We start from the raw sequence: 24670 nt of genomic DNA, 5'->3' as shown, positions 1-24670 counted from the left end.
CACCGCCCCGCGGCCGACCAACGGCGCCACCCCGCGGCCGACCAACGGCGCCACCCCGCGGCCGACCAACGACGCCACCCCCGGCCGAGTTCGGCCCGGACGCCCGCCGCATCCACCGCCCCCGCAGGATCTGGGATCATGACCGGTGTGACTACTGCTGATCAGCCCGGCCCCGCCCTCATCGTGGGACTGTCCAATCCCGGACCCGACTACGAGGGCACCCGCCACAACATCGGCTGGGACGTTCTCCGGGAACTGGCCTCCCGCACTCTGCCCATGCCGGCGAGCTTCAGCGTCCACAAGAAGACCAATTGCGGGATCGCGCAGGCCAGGCTCGCGGATCGTCCGGTCGTCCTGGCCCGCCCCCGCAGCTACATGAACCTCTCCGGCGGACCGGTCACCGCGGTGGCGAAGTACTTCTCCGTCAAGCCCACCGACGTGATCGTGATCCACGACGAGATCGACATCGACTTCGGCCAGGTCCGCCTCAAGCGCGGCGGCGGCGAGGGCGGACACAACGGCCTGCGCTCGCTCTCCCAGTCGCTCGGCACGCGCGACTACATCCGCGTCCGCGCCGGGGTCGGCCGCCCGCCCGGCCGCATGGCGGTGGCCGACTTCGTCCTCAAGCGCTTCTCCAAGCTCGAGCAACCCGACGTCCCGTTCCTCGTCCAGGACGCCGCCGACGCCGTGGAGCTGCTGCTCAAGCACGACCTGGAGACCGCCCAGAACCAGGTGCACTCGGCGTGAGCCGGTCTGAGCCAGGTCCCGTCGCGTGAGCCGCCCCCATCCAGGAGCCGTCGCGTGAACCGAGCAGGTCTCCCCGCCCGATGGCCACGCCTGCCCGGCGCCCGCACAGAGCGGCACTTCACGCGATCCGCCGACCTCGGCCGCGGCGCCGACCTGTTCGACCGCGCGGGACGGGCGCTGAGCAACTGGGACATGCACCGTCGGGCGGGCCTCGTCGTCGTCGTCGACGGCCCCGCCACCCTGGGGCGCAGGGTGACCCTGCGCCCCACGTCGGGCCCCGCGGCGTGGCTGCGACTGTCGGCTCCGTGCGAGGTCACCGCCGTGGTCGACGACGACAACACCCGCGGATTCACCTACCGGACCCTGCCCGGACACCCCGAACACGGCCAGGAGACCTTCCTGGTCACCCGCGACCCGGCGACCGACGTGGTGCGCCTGACAATCACCGCCTGCTCCCGCCACGCCACGTGGCTCGCGCGGATCGGCGGCCCGGTCGCCCGCGCCGAACAGGACCGGCTCACCCGTCGCTACCTGGCCGCGCTGCGCGACCCCGAGACCGGGTAGACCGAGTAAGCCGGGGGCCGGGAACGCCGGGTAGGCCGGGTAGCCCCGCGCCGCGTCAGTTCTCGTGGCGCCCGGTGACCTCGAGCATCGCCTCCGCGACCTCCCCGATCGCCCCGAGCGGAAGGGCCGTCCCCATGTCCTCCACGACGAGCAGTCGCGCGCCGGGCACCTCCGCCGCGATCGCCTCGCCGTTGCCGACCGGGAAGAACGGGTCGTGCCGGCCGTGCACGACGAGCGTGGGCACGGTGAGCTCCGACAGCCGCTCCCGCCACCGCGGCGTGCAGTCGATCCGCGCGAACACGGTGCCGCCCTGGTTCGCGCGCTGCACCGATGGATCGGGCGAGGGCGTGCGGTCCCAGATCGCCGCGGCCGTCTCGCGCGCCCGATCCGGATCGTTGCCCAGGAGCAGGCCCCGCCGCGCGGCTTCCTCGGCCACCGCCGCTCGGTCCGACCAGTCCGGCTCGGGGCCGGAGAACATCTGCTGCATCACGGCCATGTCATGGTCGGGTAGGTCGTCGTCGACGGGCCCGGGCGCCACCGACCTCGTGCCGACGAGGGTGAGTGCGCTGACCGCCTCGGGGTGATCCAGCACGGCGACCTGGGCGACCATCCCGCTCACACCGATCCCCGCCACGTGAGCGGATCGGTCAGGGGTGCGTGTCGCGGGTCCTCCGGCGGACTCGATGCTGTCGGGTACGGCGTCGTCTGGCGTGGCGGTGTCCGATCCGGCACCGAGCGCGGCCACCAGAGCCGCGGCGTCGGCGGCCAGATCCCGCAGCGTGTACCCGGGTGCGTCCGGATCGACGAGGGTCGAGCCGCCCACGTCGCGCAGGTCGTACCGCACCACCCGGCGCCCACCCGCCGCGAGCAGCCGGCACAGCTCTACCGGCCAGGAGAGCATGGTCGGTCCGCCGATCAACACCACCAGGGGATCGGTGGCCGCACCGAACTCCTCGATCGCCAGCTCGACCCCGTTCACGCGCACGCTCGTGGACATGCTCGCGACGCTACGCCCCCACCCCGTCCCACCTGCCCGGATTGGGCGCGGCCCCCGGTGCGGACGTACCCTGGGAAGGATCAAGACGACCACCACCAAGGAGATCGCGTGACCGAGACCGCCCAGGACGCCGCTGCCGCCGGAGGCTCGAGCGGCACAGGATCCGGCGGCGACGTGGTCACCGAGGCCTCGCGCCGACGCACGTTCGCCGTGATCGCCCACCCCGACGCCGGTAAGTCCACGCTGACCGAGGCGCTCGCATTGCACGCCCGGGTGATCAACGAGGCCGGCGCCGTCCACGGCAAGTCCGGCCGACGCTCCACCGTCTCCGACTGGATGGAGATGGAGAAGGCGCGCGGCATCTCCGTCAGCTCCACCGCCCTGCAGTTCACGTACGCACCCGAGGGACATGATCCCGACGAGGAGCCGTTCGTGATCAACCTCGTCGACACCCCCGGCCACGCCGACTTCTCCGAGGACACCTACCGCGTGCTCACCGCGGTCGACGCCGCGGTGATGCTCATCGACGCCGCCAAGGGCCTCGAGCCGCAGACGCTCAAGCTGTTCCAGGTGTGTAAGCACAATGGACTGCCGATCATCACGGTGATCAACAAGTGGGACCGTCCGGGGCAGGCACCGCTCGAGCTGCTGGACGAGATCACCGAGCAGATCGGCCTCGTGCCCACGCCGCTGTTCATGCCCGTCGGCATCGCCGGCGACTACCGCGGGCTGCTGCGCCGCGGTGAGGACGGCGCGCCCGAGGAGTACGTGCACTTCACGCGTACCGCCGGCGGCTCAACCATCGCGCCCGAGGAGATCTACACCCCGGACGCCGCACTCGAGCGCGAGGGTGACGTGTGGGAAACCGCCGTCGAGGAGTCCGAACTCCTGTCCGCGATGGGCCAGGACCACGACCAGGAGCTGTACCTCGCCGGCGAGACCAGCCCGGTGATCTTCGCCTCGGCCATGCTCAACTTCGGCGTGCACCAGATCCTCGACGCCCTGGTCGAGCTCGCCCCGGCGCCGCGCGCGTGGGACACCGTGTCCGGCACGCAGCGCGAGCCGTCCGACCCGTTCTCAGCCGTCGTGTTCAAGGTGCAGGCCGGCATGGACGCCGCCCACCGCGACCGCCTGGCGTTCATGCGCGTCGTGTCCGGCGAGTTCGAGCGCGGCATGGTCACCACCCACGCACAGACCGGCAAGCCGTTTACCACCAAGTACGCGCTGACTGTGTTCGGCCGCGACCGCTCGACGGTGGAGACCGCCTACCCCGGTGACGTCGTGGGTCTGGTCAACGCCACCGGTCTGGCCCCCGGGGACACCCTCTACACCGGTAAGAAGGTGCAGTTCCCGCCGATCCCGCAGTTCGCGCCGGAGTTCTTCGCCGTGGTGCGCGCGCAGTCGCTGGGCAAATACAAGCAGTTCCGCAAGGCGATCGACCAGCTGGCCGCCGAGGGCGTGGTGCAGATCCTGCGCAACGACGCCCGCGGCGACGCCAACCCCGTCATGGCGGCGGTCGGCCCGATGCAGTTCGAGGTGGTCACGGCCCGGATGAAGACCGAGTTCAACGTCGAGGTGCTGGTCGACAACCTGCCGTACTCGATCGCCCGCCGCACCGACGCCGACTCCGCTGCCGAGCTCGGACGCCAGCGCGGCGTGGAGGTCTTCGAGCGGACCGACGGTGAGCTGCTCGCCCTGTTCGGTGACAAGTGGCGCCTGCAGTACATCTCCAAGGAGATGGACCACCTCACCATCGAGCCGCTGGTGGCCGACACCAACTGAACCCCGCGGCTCGGCCCGGTCCGGTCTCCCTCGGCCCGGTTCAGCCCACCCGGCTCCAGCCCACTCCCGTTTACTCGACAGGATATGCGACAATCACCCGATTATCGCCACTTGTGTCTAGTAGATGCGCTGGGGACGCCCGTGGGAGTGCCCCGCCGCTGGCGTCAGGAAACCCGCCGCGGGCATCCTGGAAAACATGTCAGTAAGCAGCTCTTCTCACGCGTCCCCGTCCGTCTCCCTCCGCGTGTTCGTCGAGCCCCAGCAGGGCGCGACGTATGACGATCAGCTCGCCGTGGCCAAGGCCGCCGAGGACCTCGGCTACGAGGCGTTCTTCCGGTCCGACCACTACCTGAAGATGGGCGACGTCACCGGCATGCCCGGCCCGACCGACGCCTGGCTGACGCTGGCCGCCCTTGCTCGCGAGACCTCGAGCATCCGCCTCGGCACAATGCTGACCTCGGTCACCTTCCGCCACCCCGGCCCGCTGGCCATCTCAATGGCGCAGGTCGACCAGATGTCCGGCGGGCGACTCGACATCGGGCTCGGCGCCGGCTGGTACGAGGACGAGCACACCGCCTACGGCATCCCCTTCCCGCCGCTGCGCGAGCGCTTCGATCTCCTCGAGGACACCCTCGGCGCACTCGAGACCTTCTGGACCACGCCCGCCGGCGAGACCGTCACCGTCGAGGGTCGGCGCGTGTCGATGACCGACTCCCCCGCCCTGCCCAAGCCCACACAGCAGCGCCCGCCGGTGATCGTCGGCGGCCACGGCAAGAAGCGCACCCCCGCGCTCGCGGCCCGCTTCGCCGACGAGTTCAACGTCCCGTTCGCCGATCTCGACACCGTCGCCACGCAGTACCAGCGCGTCGACGCCGCCTGTGCCGACCGCGGCCGGGCCCCGGAGGAGATCATCCGCTCCGCCGCACTCGTGCTGTGCTGCGGCAAGGACGAGGCGGAGCTCTCCCGCCGTGCCGACGCGATCGGCCGCGAGGTCGACGAACTGCGCACCAACGGCGCCGCGGGTACGCCGGCGGAGGTCGTGGACAAGATCGGCCGGTACGCCGAGCTGGGCGCGCGCCGCATCTACCTGCAGATGCTCGACATGTCGGACCTCGACCACCTCGAACTGGTGGCGAACGAGGTCGCGCGCCAGCTGTAACCGGCGCAGCGCGCGCCGCATCGTCCGCGCACAGTGCCCGCACTCAGCGCACGCCTCAGCGCCGGGGGCCGCACACTCCGCAGCGCCGGGTGCGAATGGCACCACCGGGCGACTAGATGTGATTAAGGTCACCTTCATGGTGACCCGTGGCGTGACGACGACGAAACCGACCAACTCTGCACTCGGTGCCAGGGCCGGGATGGCGGTCCTCGCCGTTGTCGTCGTGGTCTTCTCCCTGGTCGCGTCCCCGCCCACGGCGCGGGGCCAGCAGGCCCCGATCAACGGCTTCGCCGACACCCACACGCACATCGCCGCGTCACAGGCGTTCGGCGGCTCGTTCCGGTGCGGCGAGCCGTTCGCGCCCGGCGGCCTCGCGGCGGCGATGGCGGACTGCCCGACACACTCGGGCGCCGGACACTTCGCGCTGCTCGAATCGGTCCTCGGCGGCACCGACCTGCCCGGCGGCACCCAGGGCTTCGCCACGTTCACCGACTGGCCCTCGCACGACTCCCAACTCCACGAGCAGGCCTACTTCACCGGCATCGAGCGGGCCTGGCAGTCCGGACTGCGCGTGATGAACAACTACCTCGTGGGCAACCGGGTGCTGTGCGAGGCGCTCGCCGCGATCGGGGCCCCGCCGCGGTACTCGTGCGACGAGATGGACCAGCTCCGCCGCCAGGTCGACTACCTGAACCGGATGGAAGCCCACATCGACGCCGTCAGCGGCGGCCCCGGGCAGGGCTGGTTCCGCATCGCGCGCAGTCCCGAGGACGTGCGACGCATCGCCGCCCAGGGCAAACTCGCGGTGACGCTCGGCGTGGAGACCTCCGAACCGTTCGGGTGCAGGCAGGTCGACGACGTCCCGCAGTGCAGTCGCGAGGACATCGACCGCGGGCTCAACGAGTTCGCCTCGTGGGGCGTCTCGACGGTGTTCCCGGTGCACAAGTTCGACAACGCGCTCGGCGGCACCCGCATGGACGAAGACCTGGCCGGGCTCGCTGTGAATGTGGGCAACAAGCTGGGCACACAGCGGTTCTGGGAGACCGAGCCGTGTGCGGGCCCGGCGGCCGATCACGCGCAGCCGATCGCCGACAACGGCGCGGCCGACGCGATCGGAGCGGCCTCCTCCGGCGCACCCGCCGGCGCCGCACTGCCTGTCTACCCCGCCGACCCGATCTGCAACGTGCGAGGACTCACCGAGCTCGGCGAGTACGCGGTCACCAGCATGATGGACCGCGGCATGCTCATCAACATCGACCACATGAGCGTGAAGACCGCCGGTCGGGTGCTCGATCTGGCCGCTGAGCGCGGCTATCCCGGGTTCGTGGTGGACCACTCGTGGTCGGATCCCGCCATGCTGCGGCGGATGCACGAGCTCGGCGGGTTCGTGGGCGCGTTCGCCTACCCCGCTGATGCCACGCCGAACTTCGACGAGGGCTTCCTCGACGAGTGGCGCGCCAACTCGGCGACGGTCGGTGGGAGCTTTGCCGGCTACGGCATCGGCTCCGACGTCAACGGCCTGGCACCGCTCGCCGAACCGCGGCCGTCCGCCGCATCCGATCCGCTGGTGTACCCGTTCACCGCACCCAGCGGCGTGGTGATGGACCGGTGGCATTTCGGTGAGCGGATTTACGACCTCAACGTCGACGGCGTGGCGCAGTACGGGCTGTACGCCGACTGGATCGCTGACGTCCTGCACCGCGCCGGGCCCGACCGTGCCGAACTCGAGCGACAACTGATGCACGGAGCCGAGTCGTGGACGGCCACGTGGGAGGCCGCCCGGTAAGCGCGCCGGCCGGGCTCTGCAGCGTGCACGCGAGGTGACCCGGCGGCCGCGGTAACAGTACCGCCGCGGTGCCCGACGGGCCCCGCCGTGACGCCGAACAGCACCGGATTCGGACTACGCTGACAGGATGCTCAGGGATCCGGCACAGCACCGCCAATCCGCCCGTCACGCTGCCCGTCGATCGGCTCGTCGACGGTCCACGAGGATCGTCGCGCTCGGTGCCGCGATGGTCTTCACCACCTCGGCGTGCGGCGACGCCCTGCCCGACCCGGAGCCCGGCCAGAATCCGTCCGCCTACTCGGGGACGCTGGTGTCCCCGGACCGCATCGACTTCGCGATCGGGAAGGTGGAGGACATCGTCAGCGAGGAGATGGACGCCGCCGGGATCCCGGGCATGGCGGTAGCCGTGGTGCACGGGGGCGAGGTGGCGCTGGCCGAGGGGTTCGGTGTCCGCGACGTCTTTACGGGTGACGAGGTCACGGCCGACACGGTGTTCCCCCTGGCCTCGGTCTCCAAGCCCGTGAGTGCCACGGTCGTGGCGGCGGAAATCGGCAGAAGCGCGGGCAGCGACGGCGACAAGGCCAGCGACGGCGCGGACGCGGGCAGCGACGAGGCCGACGCCGGGGACCAGGCCGGGGACGAGGACGGGGACGAGGACGGGATCAGCTGGTCAACTCCCGTCCGCGAGCACCTGCCGTGGTTCGCCCTGTCGGACCCGGTCGTGTCGGAGCGGGTGACCGTGGGCGACCTGTTCTCTCACCGGTCGGGGCTGCCGGATCACGCCGGTGACGACCTGGAGGACCTGGGCTACGACCGCGCCGCCGTCCTCCACGGCCTGCGCCACCTGCCGCTCTCGGAGTTCCGCACCTCGTACGCGTACACCAATTTCGGGCTGACCGCCGCCGCGGAGGCCGTTGCCGTGTCGGCCGGGGCGCCGTGGGAGGAGCTCGCGGCCGAGCGCGTCTTCGACCCACTGGGCATGGACCGCACCTCGTACTCCCACTCCGACCTGCTCGAACGCGAGAACCGGGTCACGCCGCATGTCCGGCAGGACGCCGCGGCGTCTGGCGAGACCGGCGAGGCCGGCGGGACCGGCGAATCTGGGGGCTCGTGGGTCCCCGCCGATCCGGAGCGCAATCCGGACGCTCAGGCGCCGGCGGGCGGCCTGAGTTCGACGGTGTCGGACATGGCCACGTGGATGGCGATGGTCCTGGCCGATGGTCAGGGCCCCGGAGGCTCTCAGGTGGTGGCGAGCGAGCCGCTGCGCGAGGCCCTCACCCCGCAGGTGGTGTCGTCTCCCCCGCAGGCGGCGAACGACCGGACGGGCTCGTACGGGTACGGCTTCAACATCGGCGACACCTCGTCGGGTCGGGTTCAGTGGAGTCATTCGGGGGCGTTCGCGATGGGCGCCGCCACGGCGATGCTCATGGTGCCGTCGTTGGACCTGGGGATCATCACCCTGTCCAACGCCGCGCCGGTCGGGGCGGTCGAGGCCGTCAACGCGCGCTTCGCGGACCTGGCGCAGTACGGGGATCCGGCACAGGACTGGGGCACGCTGTACCGCGAGGCGATCAGCCCCCTCCTCGATCCGGTGGGCGACCTGGTGGGTGAGCGCCAACCGTCGGACCCCGCACCGTCGCGGCCGCTATACGAGCTCACGGGCACGTACCGCAACGACTACTTCGGCACCATCGAGGTCCGCCGCGCCGCGGAAGACGAGCTGGCCCTGGCGATCGGCCCGGAGTCGAATCGGACGGTGTGGCCGCTCGAGCACTGGGAGGACAACGTGTTCGCGGCGTCACCGTCTGCGGAGAACTTTCCGGCCGGGAGCCGGGGCAGTGTGATTTTTGACGACGACGACGCCGACACGACGGTCACTCTCTCCCTGCTCGACGAGAACGGGCTCGGCACCTTCACTCGAGTCGGGGGCGAGGGTGGTGCCGACGGTGATGCCTAGGCTCGGTCCGCAGACGCCGATGGTTAGTCGGCCGGCTGCTCCTCCCGGTCCGGCCCCGGAGCCGTGATCGGCGCGGTGATCTCGGTCGTCGGCTCGGCCGCCGCCATCTGTGCCGCCCGTCGCCGACCACGCTTGGCTTCGGCATCCGGGGTGGTCAGGAAGGTGGAGAACCAGCGCATGCGCGGGTCGGCGTCGACGAGGAACGCCTTGACCGCGAGGGTCAGCGGCACGGCGAGGATCGCGCCGAGCGCACCGGCGATCGAGGACCAGAACACCAGCGACAGGAAGGTCACCGTGGGGGTCAGGCCCACGGCGTCTCCCGTGAACTTGGGCTGGACGAAACTCTGCATGACCAGGTTGATGACGCAGTAGACCACCACGACCCAGATGGCGTCGACCGGTCCACCGGTGAGCAGCGCGAACAGGGCGGGCGGGACGAGGCCCAGCACGAACCCGATGTTGGGGATGTAGTTGGTGGCGAACGCCAGGACACCCCACACCAGCGCGAGGGGCACACCGAGGATGAGCAGCGCCACCACGTCCATGACGGCGACGATCACGCCGAAGACGGTGGAGACGATCCAGTAGGACTTGATCCCGTCGCTGAACGAGGTGAGCGAGTCGACGAGGCGGGGGCGCTGGCGGGCGATGTGTCCTCGGCGGCGGGCGATGCCGGGGATGTCGAAGACGAGGAACGTCAGGGCGATGACGAGGACGGTCAGCATGCCGCCGGCTGACGAGAGTTGCCCGGCGACGTTCTGGACCGTGCCCATGATGGCCTGCGGATCGATCCCGGACAGGGTCGAGGTGATCTGATCCTGGCTGACACCGAAGGTCCCGAGGAACTCGATGCTCTGCTCGTAGAGCTCGGTGAACTTGTCCTGGTACTGCGGGATCTCCTCGGCGGCGATCCAGACCGCCCACACGAGCATTCCCACCAGCGCGGCCAGGATGAGGTAGAGCACCAGCAGCACGATGATCATGCCGCCCCAACGCGGCAGACCCGCCCTCTCGAGCAGCTTCTGCAGCGGCTGCGCGGCGATCACGAGGTTGAGTGCCAGGAACGCGGGCATGACCATGCTGGCGTGCTGCGAGATGCCCCACAGCACCACGAACACCGCGGCCAGGGACACCACAGTGACGGCGGCGATCCCCCAGCCCCTCGACTCCTCATGCGGCGCCGGCGTGGTGGCCTCGACGCTGTCGTTCGTGGACATGGCCCCTCCTGACACGTCCCTCGCGCACTCTGCGCCGGACGTCGCATAAACAGTAGTGCGTCAGCTCCCCACGAGAGCCGAACGGATCCCGGCGACGTCAACCGAGGCGAGGTCGGCCGGATCCCACGTGGGGTTTCGGTCCTTGTCGATCACCACGGCGCGCACACCCTCGACGAAGTCCGGGCGGGCGGTGATCCACGCGCCCAGCTTGAGCTCGTTGTCCAGGCACTCGCGCAGGTCGGCGGCGTCGGCCCCGGTCCGCAGCAACTCGATGGTCGCGACGATCGATGTCGGGCAGTGCGCGCGGAGCATCTCAAGAGTCGCGGTGGCCCACTCGTCCTGCTCGCCGGCCTCAAGCGCGGCGATCATGTCCTGCGCGGTGTCGCGGGAGAACACGTCCTCGATCCGGTCGATGTGCTTCTCCACGGCCGACTCCCCCGCCTCGGAGCGGTCGAGGCCGAAGCGCTCGAGCGCCGCGTCCAGTCCGTCGGCGCCGATCGCTGCGACGAACGCCTCCTGGTCGTCATTGTCGATCAGGTGGGTGCCGAGACCGGTGTAGAGGGCGTCAGCCGAGTTCATGCGGACGCCGGTCGTGCCCAGGTAGATGCCCACCGCGACTCCGCGGGCGCCGCCGCCGCACAGGCGGGGCAGGAAGTGGCTCGCGCCGACATCCGGGATGAAGCCGATCGCCGTCTCGGGCATGGCCATCATGACCTTCTTGGTCACCACACGGTGCGAGCCGTTGATCGAGATGCCCAGTCCGCCGCCCATGGCGACGCCGTGGATCACGGCCACGGTCGCGGCGCGGTGGGTGTGGTACGCGAGATCCATCGCGTACTCCTCGGAGAAGAACGTCCGGTTGGTCTCGTGATCTCCGGAGGCCGCGGCGTCCCGCAGGGCGCGGATGTCGCCGCCTGCGCAGAACGCCTTCTCGGAGGTGCTGGTGGTGACCACGGCTTCGACGCCAGAGTCCGCGGTGGCCGCGTCGAGCGCTGCGTGGAGGGCCTGACACATGGGCAGGTCCAGCGAGTTCAGGGCCTTGGGGCGGTCCAGGACGATCTGCTGCATCCGGCCTTCGCGCCGGGTGGTGACGAATTCGCTCATGGCGCCCAGTCTGTCAGGTGCGCCGCTCCGAGTCACCGAGATACTAGGAATTCCTACTTCGCCGCCCCCGTCCCCTCCAAGATCCGCTACGCCACCGCCTGAGGATCCGCTACTCCGCCTCCACATCGGCTACCCCTCTAGCGGTAGCGAATGTTGAGGCGGAGTAGCGGATTTCGCGTCCGCTCACGCGTGGGCTGATATGCGTGCGGAGCGATCAGTCGTCGAGCAGTTGTGAGGCCACGTCGGGGACGTACTTGAACTCCTCGCGTGGCGGACGCTCGTAGTGCGTCCCCTCCGGACGATCGGGGATCTCAAGCTTCGGCGGCTCGAGCTTCTCCCACGGCACGGTCGACAGCAGGTGCGCAATCACGTTGATCCGCGAGCGCTTCTTGTCCTCCGACTCGACGGTGTACCAGGGCGCCTCGGGGATGTCGGTGTGCACGAACATCTCGTCCTTCGCGCGGCTGTAGTCCTCCCACCGGGTGATGGATTCCAGGTCCATCGGCGACAGCTTCCAGCGGCGCATCGGGTCGTTGTGACGATCCCGGAAGCGGCGCTCCTGCTCCTCGTCGGAGACAGAGAACCAGTACTTGCGCAGCATGATCCCGTCCTCCACCAGCAGTCGCTCGAAGATCGGGGCCTGGTGCAGGAATCGCCGGTACTCGTCGGTCGTACAGAAGCCCATCACCCGCTCGACGCCGGCTCGGTTGTACCAGGACCGGTCGAAGATCACGATCTCCCCGGCGGCCGGCATGTGCTCGATGTAGCGCTGGAAGTACCACTGCGTCTTCTGCACCTCGGTGGGCACCGGCAATGCCACGACCCGGGCATGACGGGGGTTGAGGTACTGGGTGATCCGCTTGATCGCGGACCCCTTTCCCGCTGCATCACGCCCCTCGAACACTACGACGAGCCGATTTCCGGTCGCCTTGAGCCAGGCCTGCATCTCCACGAGCTCAGCCTGGAGCCGCTCGAGCTCCTTCTCGTATGCCTTCTTGGGTAGTTTCTCCAGCCCACTGGGCAAGAGATCCTTCGACCCCTTGCCCGAGCCCTTGCCCGCGGCATTGCTGCCGGACTTGCCCCCAGCCTTCTTGTCGGCCTTGCCCTCGCCCTTCTCGTCGGCCTTCTTGCCTGACTTCGTGTCGCCGTTTTTGCTGCCCATGCGCTTCATCCTAAGTCGACGAGAACGGCTGTCCTGTCCAAACCAACCTCTTGACACTTTCGCCGTAAACTGTCTAGCTTCTGCTGTGGCGCGCGTCACCCGGCCCAGCGCTCCCACCCTGACCCGAGGACCGTATGCAGCACATCTCACGTCGAGGCTTCCTCGGCTCCGTCGCCGCCGCTGGCATCGCCACGCTCGCCGCCAACCCGTCCGCCGCCGGCCAGCCCACAGGGTCCGCCGACACCGCTCCCACAGGAGCCGGTGGGAGGATCCCCCACGAGATCGAAGACCACCGGGTACTCGTGGTGGGCAGTGGGTTCGGAGGGGGAATCTCCGCGCTGCGGCTCGCTGAGGCCGGGGTACCCGTCGTCGTCGTCGAACGAGGGCGCCGCTGGCCCACCGGCCCCAACGCCCGCACCTTCCCCGAGATCACCTCCCCCGACGAACGGTTCCTGTGGTTCCGGTCCTCGCCCGAGGCGTTCGGACTCCCCGTCAACCTGCCGCGCTTCACGGGACTCCTCGATGCCTCCGTCGGCGAGAACATGACCGCCGTCTGCGCCGCGGGCGTGGGTGGCGGCTCGCTCGTCTACCAGGGCATGGCGCTGCAACCCAGCGAGGAGCTCTTCCACACCTGGTTCCCGGGCGGCATCGACTGGGCCGAACTCGACCGCGAGTACTACCCGCGCGTCGCCCGCATGCTCCAGCTCGCCGAAGCGCCCGAGGAGCTAGTCGCTTCGCCCACCTACGCCGCCGCACGCCACTTCGCCGCACGAGTCCGCGCCGAAGGATTGCCGCTGCGCAAGATCCCCATGCCCATCGACTGGGACTACGCTCTGGCCGAACTCCGCGGCGAGATGCGCCCGTCGTACACCAACGGCGCCGGCGCTATCGGCGTCAACAACGGCGGCAAGCACTCCGTCGACGTGACCTACCTCGCCCGCGCGGAGGCCTCCGGACTCGTCGACGTACGGCCCCTGCACGACGTCCGCGGCATGCGACGCCTGCCCGACGGCCGCTGGGAACTGGACGTCGAGGTCCTCGACACCTCCGGGCGCATCCTGCGGACCCTGGCTCTCCGCGCACCCACGCTCATCCTGTCCGCCGGCTCCGTCGGCACCAGCACCCTCCTCACCCGCGCCGCCGCGACCGGCGAGGTCACCGACCTACCCGACGGGCTCGGCACCGGCTGGGGCACCAACGCCGACCGCATCTACCTGTGGACCGACCCCGGCGCTGGATTCGGCGTGGACCAGGGCGGACCGGTCGTCTACGGCAGCCTCAACTGGAACAACCCGCACTCCGCGCACACCCTAATCCAGGCATCCATACCGACGGTCGGAATCCCGCCGCACTCCACGATGATGGTCGGCTACGGCGTCAGCGCCGATCGGGGCCGGATCACCTACGACGCCGCCCAGAACCGCGGGATCATCCGCTGGCCGACCGGCGGAGACTCGTGGATCCAGAACAACCACATCGGCCCCACCGCCCAGAGGATCGCCGGCCCGACCGGACATCTCTCCGACTCCAACCTCATGGTCAACTCCACCTGGCATCCGCTCGGCGGCGCTCCGATGGGAACCGTGTGCGACACCGAGGGCCGCGTGCTCGGCCAGCGCGGGCTGTACGTGGTGGACGGTGCGCTCATGCCCGGCACCACGGCGGCATGCAATCCGTCGTGGACCATCGCCGCGGTCGCCGAGCGAGCCCTCGACCGGATCGTCCGACACGACGTCGGCACCGTCCTCTAGCCACGCCACACCCGTACCCACCCGCACACCGAACTCCGCTCGCACACCGCATCCTGCCCACACGCCGCAATCCGCCCGCACACCGCACCCCGCCCGGAAAGAGCCCATAAGTTATGTCGAACCGCAGAATCTCCACCGTGGCCGCGGCCGCGGTCGCGGCCGCGGTCGCCGTCGTCGTCGTCGGACTGCCCGGAACCCTCAGCACCACCGCGACCCCCGCCGCCCACGCCGACCCGGCCGGCTCCGTGGGCACTCCCGCCAATCCGGCTGGTTCCGTGGACCTCCCCGACCCGGCCGGCTCCGTGCGCTTCCACGCCGCCACACCGGACGAGGTCGTCGACCCCTTCTACCTCCCCCCGGCCGACCTGCCGGACGCGCCCGGCACCGTGATCAAGACCCAACCCGTCGGCATCCCCGCCACCCTGCCCGGCTCCGACGGCGCCTGGCCCGCCGACGGCACCCGCGTCATGTTCACCTCGCGCGACGTCCACGACCGGCCCACCGCCGTGACCGCCATGGTCATCGAGGAATCCGGGCCGTGGCAGGGCCCCGGGGAGCGGCCCACCGTGGTGATCGCGCCCGGCACCACCGGCCAAGGCGACCGTTGCGCCCTCTCCCTCACCACCCCGAGCGGACTGTGGGTGGGCGCCAACCCCGACCCCTACTTCTCCGCCAACCAGGAGATCGTCTCCGCCGCCAAGTGGCACGCGCGGGGCGCCCGCGTGGTGGTGACCGACTACGTCGGCCTCGGCACCCCGGGCGTCCACACCTACATCAACCGGGTCGAGACGGGGCGCGCCGTCCTCGACGCCGCCCGCGCGGCCCGAACCCTCGCCGGCGCCGACTCCCCTCTACTTCTGTGGGGCTACTCGCAGGGCGGCGGCGCCACCGGCTCCGCCGCAGAACTCCAGCCCACCTACGCACCCGACCTCGACCTCCGCGGCGCCTGGGCCGGCGCCCCCGTCGCCGACCTCGAACAGGTCATGAAAGTTGCCGACGGCGGACTCATCGGCGGCGTGATCGCCTGGGCCGTCAACGGAATGGTAGACAGGTACCCCCAGCTGCAGCCCCTCCTGGACGAGGCCCTCACCGACGAGGGCACCGCCCTGCTGGAATCCGCGCGCACCAAGTGTATCGGCGACGTGATCTTCAAGGCCCCGTTCGTCCGCTCCGCCGACTACACCGTCGACGGCCGCCCCCTCGGGGACTGGATCAACGACCACCCCGAAGCCCTGGAGATCCTCCGTGACCAGCGCGTCGGCCAGCTCACGCCCGAGGTGCCCGTCCTCGTCACCGCCGCACCCCACGACGACACGGTCCCCTACGGGCAGGCCCGCCGACTCGCCGAGGACTGGTGCGCGGCCGGCGCCGACGTCACCTTCCGCACCACCCCGATGCCCGCACTCGCCCCCGGCTGGACCCTGCCCGACCACTTCGGCCCCCTCATCCGGGACACCATGCTCTTCGACGACGTGACCCCCTGGCTGGTGTCCACCCTCGAGGGCGGGGGCAGCGGCTGCACCCTGGACTGAGCCCGGCGATAATGGGCAGATGCGCTCGCGCGACATCATTCTCGAGGCCACACGGGCCCAGATCGGGGCGTCCGGTTTCGAGGGCGTGTCCATCGCTGGCGTGGCCAAGCGGGCCGGGGTGAGCCGCCAGACCGTGTACTCGATCTTCGGCACACGCGAGGAGCTGGTCTCCCAGGCCCTCACCGATCGCCTCACTCAGCTGCTCGGATCGTTCGAGAAGCTCCTGGCCGCGGCGGACTCGCTACTGGAACTGTTCGTGGAGATGGTCGTCGAGGCGCGCGCGCAGGTGCTCGGCGACCCGATGCTGCAATATCTCACCCTGTCAGGGACGGCCAATCCGATCTTCGACGCCGGGGCGGCCGAGCGTGCACTCGAGTACGGGGTGGCCCTGCTCTCCCCCGCGGCCGACCGGTTTCCCGAGATGGCCGGCCGCGTTGAGAGGGTCGCCGATCTTGCCGTGCACGTCGGCTGGTCGGTGCTGTGCCTGGACCGACCCGAGACCCGCTCCGACGACGCCCTGCGCGAGGTCCTCACCACGTGGGTCGCGCCGACGCTGGCCTCGCTCACGCGATGACCGGCCCTGCGTCGATGCCCGCGCCCCTGTTGGTGCTGTGGGACCTCGACCTCACACTCCTCGACCCCGCCGGCTTCGGTACGCGGATGATCGCGCCGGTCCTCGAGCAACGCCTCGGCCGCGAACCGGTATTGGACGTGCCGTTCGCCGGACGGACCGACCGCGCGATCCTCACCGCACTGCTCGGGTCCAACGGGATGGTTCCTGACGACGACAACGCCACCGTTCACCCCGAGCTCATCACCGTCATGGACGCCGTGGCCGAGCGTTGCGAGAGATTCGGCCACGACCTCCTCGATGCCGGCGGGGGTCCGCTCCCCGGCGCCCGTGAGGCGGTCCGAGCGCTGTCCGGGGACCCGCTGGTCCACCAGGGGATCGTCACCGGCAACATGAAGCGCACCGCCCTGCTCAAGCTGCGTCTCTGTGGATTCGACGGTCTGCCTGATCCCGGGTTGGGTGCGTTCGGTGACGACCATCTCGATCGGGCCGACCTGGTACGAGAGGCTGTCGCGTCCACCCGGGGCCGCGATCTCGACGTGCTGCCGGGGCGGACGGTGGTGATTGGCGACCATGTCCATGATGTCCGCGGTGCCCTGGACGCCGGGGTGCGCTTCGTCGGCGTGGCGACCGGCCGGGTGAGTGCCGAGGACCTGCGCGAGGCAGGCGCCCACGTGGTCCTGCCCGACCTCACGTCTCCCCGGGCCGTGGTGGACGCAGTTCACGCAGCGTGCAGCTGAATGCTGATCATGCCGCCGCTACTGCGAAACTAGACGCCGCAACTCATGCCGCCGCTACTGCGAAACTAGACGCCGCAACTCATGCCGCCGCTACTGCGAAACTAGACGCCTCTACTGCGGAAAATCGCCCGTTTCTCCGCAGGAACGGCGTCTAGATCATGCTCCGCCCAGCGCGTCCCGGCGCACGAGCGCGGAACTGATCTGCCGCAACAACGTGCCCGGGTTCCGCAGCATCTGCGCGGTGACGCGAAACCGTTCCCATCCGAGTTCCGCCAGCTGCGCATTGACCCAGTTGTCGAATTCCCAGTTCGACTTCTCCCGGTGGAGTTCGCTGTCGTAGAAGATCGCCACCTTCTGCTGCTCGTACCCGAGATCGGCTTTCGTTACTCTCGCCCCGAACTCGTTGCGAATGATCAATTGCGGAGTCGGCGACGGCAGACCGGCGCGGATCAGAGCTAGTCGCAGGCGCGTCTCCGGCGGCGAGTCCGCGCGCACATCACACCAACGGAGCAAGGCCCCTACCCGACTCACACCGTGTAGGCCGCCCATCTGATCCAGCACCTCAGGCAGTTCGCGTACCTTGATCTGTCCCCTATTGCAGACAGCGTCGACCTTGGCGATGGCGATGTCGTCGTTGGGTTCCCACCGCGCCACGTCAACGGCGGTCCTGGCCACTGATGTCAGTCGAATCCCCTCCCTCCGCACCAGGTGGCCCGGCGGGAACGCTCTGTCATGGCGGCGGAGTCTGACGCCGGGTGTCGACCTCGGGGTTCCTCTGCAGCAGAAGTCGACCTCCGCTTGGACAGCTTTCTTTGCATACCAGCGTTCCCGATGAAGTAGTGCTGCTCCCGCACCAGCGAGCACAGAGCCCGTCGGCGCCCACAGAGCCGCGGCTCGAACGAGGATCTCCGGCGTGACGATGCAGGTCAGTTCGATATAGACGTCCGGAAAAAGGCGTCGGAAGCGAGTGCGTAGCTGATGCGATGTCAGCCGACCCGATGCCACGGCGGCACTGCCGAGAAATGGTGTCCCCCTCCCGCGATGCGCTCCGCTTGTCGAGGACTCGTCCGCTCTTATTTCACTCACCAGTTCATCGTGCGTGCCGGACGTCATGGACGGAACGGCCGAACACGATGTTGTGGATTCGAGCGACGACCATTCACAGGCGAAGCGGATAGGGGTGACAAACGCGGGGTGACGCGCCGCAGGCAGGCACGCCGCAGGATGACGCGCCGCAGGCAGGCACGCCGCAGGATGACGCGCCGCGGGCAGGCACGCCGCAGGATGACGCGCCGCGGGCACGCACGCCGCAGGATGACGCGGCGCGGGCAGGCGCGCCGCAGGCAGCAGGCAGCAGGCAGCAGGCAGCAGAAAATCTAGAGGCCACCACTGCGGGAAATCGCTTGATTCTCCGCAGTGGCGGCGTCAAGGTGCGCCGTGGTGGCGACCAAACTCAAGGCAGGCACCCGACAGGCCGTGAGTGGCATGCCAGGCGGGACGCGGGCGGGGCGAATTAGCTCTCGAGCTGCTCACCCAACTCCATCCAGCGTTCCTCGAGCTGCTTCTTCTCCGCTACCACGGCCTTGAGCTCTCGGTCCAGGTTGGCGAGCTTCTCGGTGTCCAATGCTTCCGCCGCGGCCGCGGCGAGGTCGGCGAGGAGCTTCTCCTCACGCTGCGTCAGCTTGGTCATCTGCCGCTCGAGCTTGTTCATCTCCTTCTGCATGTCGCGCTGCTCATCGGAGCTGAGGGTGCGGCCGGCGCCAATGCCTGCCGAGGAAGTCATGGCAGATCCGGCGTCCGCGGAGGCGCCGATGTCCACACCCGAGCCAGCCACACCCGAGCCAGCCGCACCCGAGCCAGCCGCACCCGCCACGCCAGGCGCCGCACCCGAGCCAGCCTCAGCCGCCGCTACTGCAGCAGCCCGCGTGACCTTGCCCGTATCGCCCGACGCTCCGGCCACCCGCCGCCGCTCGAGGTACTCGTCGATGCCGCGTGGAAGGTTGGTGAGCCCACCGTCACCGAACAGAGCCCACACCGAGTCACAGATCCGCTCGATCAGGTAACGGTCGTGCGAGATCACGACCATCGTGCCCGGCCACCCGTCGAGCAGGTCCTCGAGTTGGCGCAAGGTGTCGATGTCCAGGTCGTTGGTCGGCTCGTCGAGCAGCAGGACGTTCGGCTCGGCCATGAGCACGCGCGTGAGCTGCAGCCGGCGCCGCTCACCGCCGGACAGGTCCCGTACGGGCGTGCGCTGTCGGGCCGGCGAGAAGCCGAGTCGCTCGGCCAGCTGCGACGCGGTGAGCTCGTCCTTGCCGAACGCGACGCGGGCGGCCACGTCCTCCACCGCGTCGAGAACTCTCTGGTCCAGGGGCAGGTCGTCGAGCTCCTGCCGCAGCCAGCCGATGCGGACGGTCTTGCCCTCCTTGCGACGCCCGGCGGCGAGTTCTGCCTCGCCCGCGAGCGCCCGGAGCAGCGTGGTCTTGCCGGAGCCGTTGACGCCCACGAGACCGATCCGCTCGCCCGGAGCGAGCCGCCACGTGAGGTCGTCGACGAGGGTCCGGCCGTCGGGGGTGTCGAGTCGGACGTCCTCGAGTTCCACCACGACCTTGCCCAACCGGCGCGCCGCGAAACTCGACAACTGTAGAGAGTCTCGGGGCGGCGGCACGTCCTTGATGAGAGCCTCGGCCGCCTCGATGCGATATCGCGGCTTGGACGTGCGGGCCGGCGCCCCGCGACGCAACCACGCGAGCTCCTTGCGGGCGAGGTTCTGCCGCCGCGATTCGGCGGCCGCGGCCTGCCTGTCCCGCTCGGCGCGCGCGAACACCCAGTCGTTGTAGCCTCCCTCGTACTGCTCGACGTGGCCGTCGACCACCTCCCACGTGCGGGTGGCCACCGTGTCGAGGAACCAACGGTCGTGTGTGACGACGACGAGTGCACTCGATCGCCCGACGAGGTGATCAGCGAGCCACTGGACGCCCTCGACGTCCAGATGGTTGGTCGGCTCGTCGAGGATGAGCAGGTCCAGGTCCCGCACCAGTGCCGCCGCGAGCGACACCCGCCTCCGCTCTCCACCGGACAGTGCCTCGACGGGTGTGTCCAGGCCGAGGTCGTGGATGCCGATGCCGTCGAGCACCGAACGCACCCGGGCGTCGCCGGCCCACTCGTGCGTCTCCAGACCCAGTCCGCCGACCACGGCCTCGCCGACCGTCTCCGCGGCGAGTTCGGTGCGCTGGGTGACCACGGCCATCCGCAGGTCACCGACGTGGGACACGCGGCCCGAGTCGGGCTCAGCGATCCCGGTGAGCACCTCCAGCAGCGTGGTCTTGCCACCACCGTTGAGGCCCACCACGCCGATCCGGTCCCCGGCGTTGACGCCCAGGGAGACGTCGTCGAGAACCTGCCGGATCCCGAAGGAGACCGAGCCGTGCTCGAGGTTGATGAGGTTCGTGGGGGCCATTTCCTACTTTCCTTGGGCGCGGTGTACGGCAGCGGGACCGGAGCCCGGGCCGTCGATGATGTGGGCGCCGCCGACGGGACCACTGGTCATGCGGACCTCGCGGGCCACGCCGGACTCGCTCAGTTCGGCGGCGACGGAGATCGCGTGCTCGCGGTCGGAGCAGAAGAACAGGCACGTCGGGCCGGAACCAGAGACCATGCCGCGCAGGGCCCCGGCCTCCTCTCCCGCGCGCAGGGTCCGGCGTAGCGCTGGCATGAGCGAGAGTGCGGCCGGTTCCATGTCGTTGGCCAGGAGTCTCGCCACCGCGGACGGGTCCGGCTCGGCCAGCGCCTGGACCAGCGCCTCGGTGCGGCCCGCTCGGGTCAGCTCTGCCCGCTCGGCGCGCAGTCGGTCGAGCTCGGCGAACACGACCGGGGTGGACAGTCCGCCGTCGGCGAGCGCGACGACGATGTGTTGCTCGACGCGTGCGTGCAGCAGCGTGGCGAGCTTCTCGCCGCGGCCGGTGCCGAGCGCGGTACCGCCGCGGACGCAGAACGGGACGTCACTGCCGAGACGCGCGGCCCGCTCCTCCAGCGCCGCCCTGCCGAGTCCCAGGCCGAGCAGCCGGTCGGTGGCCACCAGAGCGGCTGCCGCGTCTGCGCTGCCACCGGCCATCCCGCCGGCCACGGGCACACCCTTGCGGATTCCGATGGCGATCCGGGCGTCCGAACCGGCTTCGTCACGGAGCAGGTCGACCGCCCGAGCTGCGAGATTGGTCCGGTCCGCTGGCACCTGACCCGCCCCGGGCCCGGACACGGTGACGGTCACGTCGTCGTCGCCCCCGCCGGTTTCCACCACCTCGACGGTGACCTCTTCCCACAGGTCCACGGCGCGGTACACGGTGAGCAGGTCGTGGTAGCCGTCGGCGCGCAGGTCGCCGACACCCAGGTGCAGGTTGATCTTGGCGGGCGCGACGGCCGTCACGGCGCGGGCACCGGCGAGAACAGAGGACACGCCCCCCAGCCTAGTCGTGACGGCCACCGGCCCCTCCCGTGCGGCCGCGCGCGACCGGACGCGCTGGTCGCCCGGTCACCCCTCCGCCCCGGCCCAGAGCACGCCCACCAGCGCGATCCCGGCCACCCACACGGTCGCGACGGCGGCGAGCAGGAACGGCTTCGCGCCGACGCGCCGGAGCGAGGCCACGCGTACACCGGTGCCGAGCGCGAACATTGCCGCGGCGAGCAGCCCCGTCTGCGCTCCCCCGGCGACCTCCAGCGCGCCGGGCCCCACGAGTCCGGTCGAGCGAGCCGCCACGCAGGTGAGGAACCCGACGATGAACAGGGGCACGAGCGGTGGCCGACGCGTGCCGGTCTCGGCGGCGATCCGGCGCTGCCGCAGGCTCACCGCGGCCACCACCGGGGCGAGCGTGAGCACCCGTGCGAGCTTGACCACCACCGCGACCCCCAGCGCCGTCCCGCCGAGCGCTCCGCCGGCCGCGACCACCTGCGCAACCTCGTGGACAGACGCTCCGGCCCAGATCCCGGCCGCCTCCTCCGACAGTCCCAGGGCGTGGGCCACCAGGGGTGCGGCCGGGATCATGAGTGTTCCGAAGATCACGACGAGTGCGACGGCGGTCGAGACCTCGTCCTCGTCGGCCTCGACGACGCCGTCAACGGCCGCCACCGCCGCCGCGCCGCAGATCGAGAACCCGCACGCGATCAGGACCCGCTGCCGCCAGCCGATGCCCAGCGCGTGCCCGGCGTAGAGGGTTCCCGCCACCCCGAGCGCGACAACGACCACGACGACGACGATGACCCGCCACCCCAACCCGAGGATGTCGCCCAGCACGAGGTTCAGTCCGAGCAGGGCAATGCCGACCCGCAGCAGCGAGCGCGAGGCTACAGCGACTCCCGGGCCGGTCGCAGCGGGGACCCGGGCCAGGTTGGAGAGCACCGCCCCCAGAGCGATTGCGATGAGGAGCGGACTCACCGCGGGCAGGAGCTGGCCGAGCCCGATCGCGGCGGCCGCTCCCGCCGCGGACAGGGCGAGACCCGGCAGCGGTGTGGAGCGCCGCTTGGCCTGGGGCGCGGAGAGTCGCGCGTCGGCACGGTATGTCATGGTGCCCAGCCTCGGCCCCGCCGGCGCGTCCCGGTAGCCCCAAGTTCAGCATCTACCCATATCGTCTCGACATGGCCAGAGACTGGGGCATATGCTTTGCGCATGGCACAGAAGTGGCCCGACCTGCTCATACTCGAGCTGCTCACCGGTGTGGACGACCACGGAGGGCTGAGTGCCGCCGCCCGCGCGGCTGGTGTGGCGCAGCCCAATGCCAGCCGGATGATCAAGCAGCTCGAGCACCGACTGGGCACCCCGTTGCTCGAGCGACGCCCGACCGGGGCCACGCTCACCCCGCACGGGCGGGTGCTCGTGCACTGGGCGAGGCGCGTCCTCGAGGACGCTACTCGGCTGATCGAGGTGGCCGAGGGCCTACGGAGCGAGCGCGCCGCGGAACTGACGGTGAGCGCCAGCATGACCGTCGCCGAGCACCTGCTCCCCCGGTGGCTCGGGCGTCTGCGGTCCGAGCAGCCCGAGGTGGGGCTGCACCTGAACGTGCGGAACTCGGTGCGGGTGTTCGAGGACGTGTCCGAGGGGGCGTGCGCCGTGGGGTTCGTGGAGTCACCGACCGTCCCGGCCGGTCTGCACTCGACGACGGTGGCCGCAGACCGACTCGTCGTGGTGGTACCGGAGGGTCATCCGTGGACTCGGCGACGCAGGCCGCTCACCGTGGCCGAGCTGGCGGCCACGCCTCTCATCGTCCGCGAGCCCGGGTCGGGGACCCGCATCACCCTCGACGTGGCGCTCCAGGAGTACGAGCGGGCGGCGCCGCTACTGGAGCTGGGGAGTTCGGCGACGGTCCGCACGAGCGTGCTCTCCGGGATGGGGCCGGCGGTCATGTCGACGCTCGCGGTGTCCGGCGACGTCCGCGCGGGCACGCTCCGGGTCGTTCCCGTGGAGGGACTGGACCTGTCCCGCCAGCTGCGGGCGGTCTGGCGGCCACCTCGTCAGCTCTCCGGCCCGGCCGGTGACCTGGTGACGATCGCGCGGCGGGACCTCCGCGTCGCGGATCCCAAAGCGGACTGACCGCCGCGACGCCGCCGCGCGACCCGGCGCCGACCCCGCGACCGACCCCGCGATCCCACAGGCGTCAGGCCGGCGCCCCGAGCCAGGTCAGACTGCGCCAATCCCGCGCTTGCGCGCCGCGGCGGCTACCGCCACGAAGTCGGCGGTGGTGAGCTGCTCGCCGCGTGCCTTGGGCGAGACGTCGGCGGCGACCAGCACCTCTTCGGCCCGGGCACCCGACCCGGCCCAGCCGGACAGGGCAGCGCGCAGGGTCTTGCGTCGCTGGGCGAACGCGGCGTCGGCGATCGCGAACACCCGACGCCGGTGCTCCTCGCTCATGTCCCACGGCGGGTCGTCGTAGCGGTCGATGCGCACGAGTCCGGACTCGACATTGGGCACGGGCCAGAAGACGTTGCGGCCCACCACTCCGGTGCGACGGACGGTGCCGTAGAAGCCCGCCTTGACGCTCGGCACGCCGTACACGCGTGAGCCGGGTGCGGCGGCGAGCCGGTCGGCCACCTCGAGCTGCACCATCACCAACGCGGTCCGCAGGGTGGGCACCTCGGCGAGGAGGTGGAGCAGGACGGGCACGGAGACGTTGTAGGGCAGGTTGGCCACGAGCGCGGTCGGCGGCGGCGTGCCCAGGTCCGCGGCGGTCACGGTGAGCGCGTCGGCACCCACGATCTGAAGCGACCCTGCCCGCTTCGGCGCGCGCTCGGCGACGGTGCGCGGCAACAGCTCGGCCAGGACGGGGTCGATCTCCACAGCCACCACGCTGCCGGCGGCGTCGAGCAGCGGCAGGGTCAGCGAGCCGAGTCCGGGGCCCACCTCGACCACGCGGTCGTCGCGTCCCACGCCGGAGGCCACGACGATGCGCCGGACGGTGTTGGCGTCGTGGACGAAGTTCTGCCCGAGAGTCTTGGTGGGCTTGATGCCCCGTTCTTCGGCGAGGGCGCGGATCTCCGGCGGCCCCAGGGGCTCGGACTCGCCGCGGAACTGCTCCGCGATCCCGGAACCCTCGGGCTGGGATCCCGGGTCGACGATG

Annotated in this window: 20 protein-coding genes; 11 read left to right on the top strand and 9 right to left on the bottom strand. The window is 70.5% G+C overall.

The window, feature by feature from the left end:
• Nucleotides 1-138: 138 nt before the first annotated feature.
• Nucleotides 139-747 (top strand): aminoacyl-tRNA hydrolase, encoded by a 609-nt coding sequence (pth, locus tag OPF83_RS10530; RefSeq protein WP_264887411.1) that lies wholly within the window; start codon nucleotides 139-141, stop codon nucleotides 745-747.
• Between the two features lie 54 nt (nucleotides 748-801).
• Nucleotides 802-1311 carry a DUF1990 domain-containing protein gene (locus OPF83_RS10525; protein WP_264887410.1) on the top strand — a complete coding sequence of 170 codons (510 nt, stop codon included), beginning with the start codon at nucleotides 802-804 and terminating at the stop codon, nucleotides 1309-1311.
• Between the two features lie 55 nt (nucleotides 1312-1366).
• Here the strand turns inward: OPF83_RS10525 and OPF83_RS10520 are convergent, their stop codons facing one another.
• Nucleotides 1367-2308, bottom strand: coding sequence for an alpha/beta fold hydrolase (locus OPF83_RS10520; RefSeq protein WP_264887409.1), 942 nt, complete (start codon nucleotides 2306-2308; stop codon nucleotides 1367-1369).
• A 174-nt stretch (nucleotides 2309-2482) separates the two neighbouring features.
• On the opposite strand from OPF83_RS10520, the gene OPF83_RS10515 reads away from it, so the two are divergent.
• From OPF83_RS10515 to OPF83_RS10500, 4 genes are all read left to right on the top strand, one after another.
• Nucleotides 2483-4090, top strand: a complete 1608-nt coding sequence (locus OPF83_RS10515; protein WP_264887485.1) for a peptide chain release factor 3 — start codon at nucleotides 2483-2485, stop codon at nucleotides 4088-4090.
• A 196-nt stretch (nucleotides 4091-4286) separates the two neighbouring features.
• On the top strand, nucleotides 4287-5249 hold the full coding sequence (locus tag OPF83_RS10510; RefSeq protein ID WP_264887408.1) for an LLM class F420-dependent oxidoreductase: 963 nt from the start codon (nucleotides 4287-4289) through the stop codon (nucleotides 5247-5249).
• Nucleotides 5250-5400: 151 nt separating this feature from the next.
• Nucleotides 5401-7035 carry a hypothetical protein gene (locus tag OPF83_RS10505; RefSeq protein WP_264887407.1) on the top strand — a complete coding sequence of 545 codons (1635 nt, stop codon included), beginning with the start codon at nucleotides 5401-5403 and terminating at the stop codon, nucleotides 7033-7035.
• 127 nt (nucleotides 7036-7162) lie between these two features.
• Entirely contained in the window at nucleotides 7163-8992 is a 1830-nt protein-coding gene (locus OPF83_RS10500) for a serine hydrolase (protein ID WP_264887406.1), read from the top strand.
• Nucleotides 8993-9015: 23 nt separating this feature from the next.
• Here OPF83_RS10500 and OPF83_RS10495 read toward each other — a convergent pair whose 3' ends face one another.
• The 3 genes from OPF83_RS10495 to ppk2 form a co-directional block, all read right to left on the bottom strand.
• Nucleotides 9016-10209 (bottom strand): AI-2E family transporter, encoded by a 1194-nt coding sequence (locus OPF83_RS10495; protein WP_264887405.1) that lies wholly within the window; start codon nucleotides 10207-10209, stop codon nucleotides 9016-9018.
• Between the two features lie 60 nt (nucleotides 10210-10269).
• The gene (locus tag OPF83_RS10490) at nucleotides 10270-11313 is read right to left on the bottom strand and encodes an enoyl-CoA hydratase/isomerase family protein (RefSeq protein WP_264887404.1); all 1044 of its coding nucleotides are present in this window, start codon (nucleotides 11311-11313) and stop codon (nucleotides 10270-10272) included.
• Between the two features lie 214 nt (nucleotides 11314-11527).
• Complete coding sequence (gene ppk2 / locus OPF83_RS10485; protein ID WP_264887403.1) at nucleotides 11528-12475, bottom strand: polyphosphate kinase 2; 948 nt, start codon at nucleotides 12473-12475, stop codon at nucleotides 11528-11530.
• A gap of 134 nt (nucleotides 12476-12609) precedes the next feature.
• Between ppk2 and OPF83_RS10480 the strand changes: the two genes are divergently transcribed.
• The 4 genes from OPF83_RS10480 (at nucleotide 12610) to OPF83_RS10465 (ending at nucleotide 17069) form a co-directional block, all read left to right on the top strand.
• Entirely contained in the window at nucleotides 12610-14226 is a 1617-nt protein-coding gene (locus tag OPF83_RS10480) for a GMC oxidoreductase (RefSeq protein WP_264887402.1), read from the top strand.
• A 113-nt stretch (nucleotides 14227-14339) separates the two neighbouring features.
• Nucleotides 14340-15758: a lipase family protein gene (locus tag OPF83_RS10475; protein WP_264887401.1), complete on the top strand. Its 1419-nt coding sequence runs from the start codon at nucleotides 14340-14342 to the stop codon at nucleotides 15756-15758.
• A 19-nt stretch (nucleotides 15759-15777) separates the two neighbouring features.
• Nucleotides 15778-16332 (top strand): TetR/AcrR family transcriptional regulator, encoded by a 555-nt coding sequence (locus OPF83_RS10470; protein ID WP_264887400.1) that lies wholly within the window; start codon nucleotides 15778-15780, stop codon nucleotides 16330-16332.
• Complete coding sequence (locus OPF83_RS10465; protein WP_264887399.1) at nucleotides 16329-17069, top strand: HAD family hydrolase; 741 nt, start codon at nucleotides 16329-16331, stop codon at nucleotides 17067-17069. The genes OPF83_RS10470 and OPF83_RS10465 overlap by 4 nt, the downstream gene beginning before the upstream one ends.
• A 156-nt stretch (nucleotides 17070-17225) precedes the next feature.
• Here OPF83_RS10465 and OPF83_RS10460 read toward each other — a convergent pair whose 3' ends face one another.
• From OPF83_RS10460 to OPF83_RS10445, 4 genes are all read right to left on the bottom strand, one after another.
• Nucleotides 17226-17744 (bottom strand): hypothetical protein, encoded by a 519-nt coding sequence (locus OPF83_RS10460; protein ID WP_264887398.1) that lies wholly within the window; start codon nucleotides 17742-17744, stop codon nucleotides 17226-17228.
• Nucleotides 17745-18582: 838 nt separating this feature from the next.
• Nucleotides 18583-20526, bottom strand: coding sequence for an ABC-F family ATP-binding cassette domain-containing protein (locus OPF83_RS10455; protein ID WP_264887397.1), 1944 nt, complete (start codon nucleotides 20524-20526; stop codon nucleotides 18583-18585).
• 3 nt (nucleotides 20527-20529) lie between these two features.
• Nucleotides 20530-21519 (bottom strand): 4-(cytidine 5'-diphospho)-2-C-methyl-D-erythritol kinase, encoded by a 990-nt coding sequence (locus tag OPF83_RS10450; protein WP_264887395.1) that lies wholly within the window; start codon nucleotides 21517-21519, stop codon nucleotides 20530-20532.
• Nucleotides 21520-21594: 75 nt separating this feature from the next.
• Entirely contained in the window at nucleotides 21595-22623 is a 1029-nt protein-coding gene (locus tag OPF83_RS10445; RefSeq protein WP_264887394.1) for a YeiH family protein, read from the bottom strand.
• A gap of 102 nt (nucleotides 22624-22725) precedes the next feature.
• Between OPF83_RS10445 and OPF83_RS10440 the strand changes: the two genes are divergently transcribed.
• Nucleotides 22726-23646: a LysR family transcriptional regulator gene (locus tag OPF83_RS10440; protein ID WP_264887393.1), complete on the top strand. Its 921-nt coding sequence runs from the start codon at nucleotides 22726-22728 to the stop codon at nucleotides 23644-23646.
• A gap of 87 nt (nucleotides 23647-23733) precedes the next feature.
• Here the strand turns inward: OPF83_RS10440 and rsmA are convergent, their stop codons facing one another.
• Nucleotides 23734-24633, bottom strand: a complete 900-nt coding sequence (gene rsmA / locus OPF83_RS10435) for a 16S rRNA (adenine(1518)-N(6)/adenine(1519)-N(6))-dimethyltransferase RsmA (RefSeq protein WP_264887484.1) — start codon at nucleotides 24631-24633, stop codon at nucleotides 23734-23736.
• Nucleotides 24634-24670: the final 37 nt, after the last annotated feature.

The sequence above is a fragment of the Dietzia sp. NCCP-2495 genome, from assembly GCF_026011735.1.
Classification (GTDB): domain Bacteria; phylum Actinomycetota; class Actinomycetes; order Mycobacteriales; family Mycobacteriaceae; genus Dietzia.
Note: the sequence above shows the minus strand (reverse complement) of the source record. Positions and strands in the feature narration are given on the sequence as shown.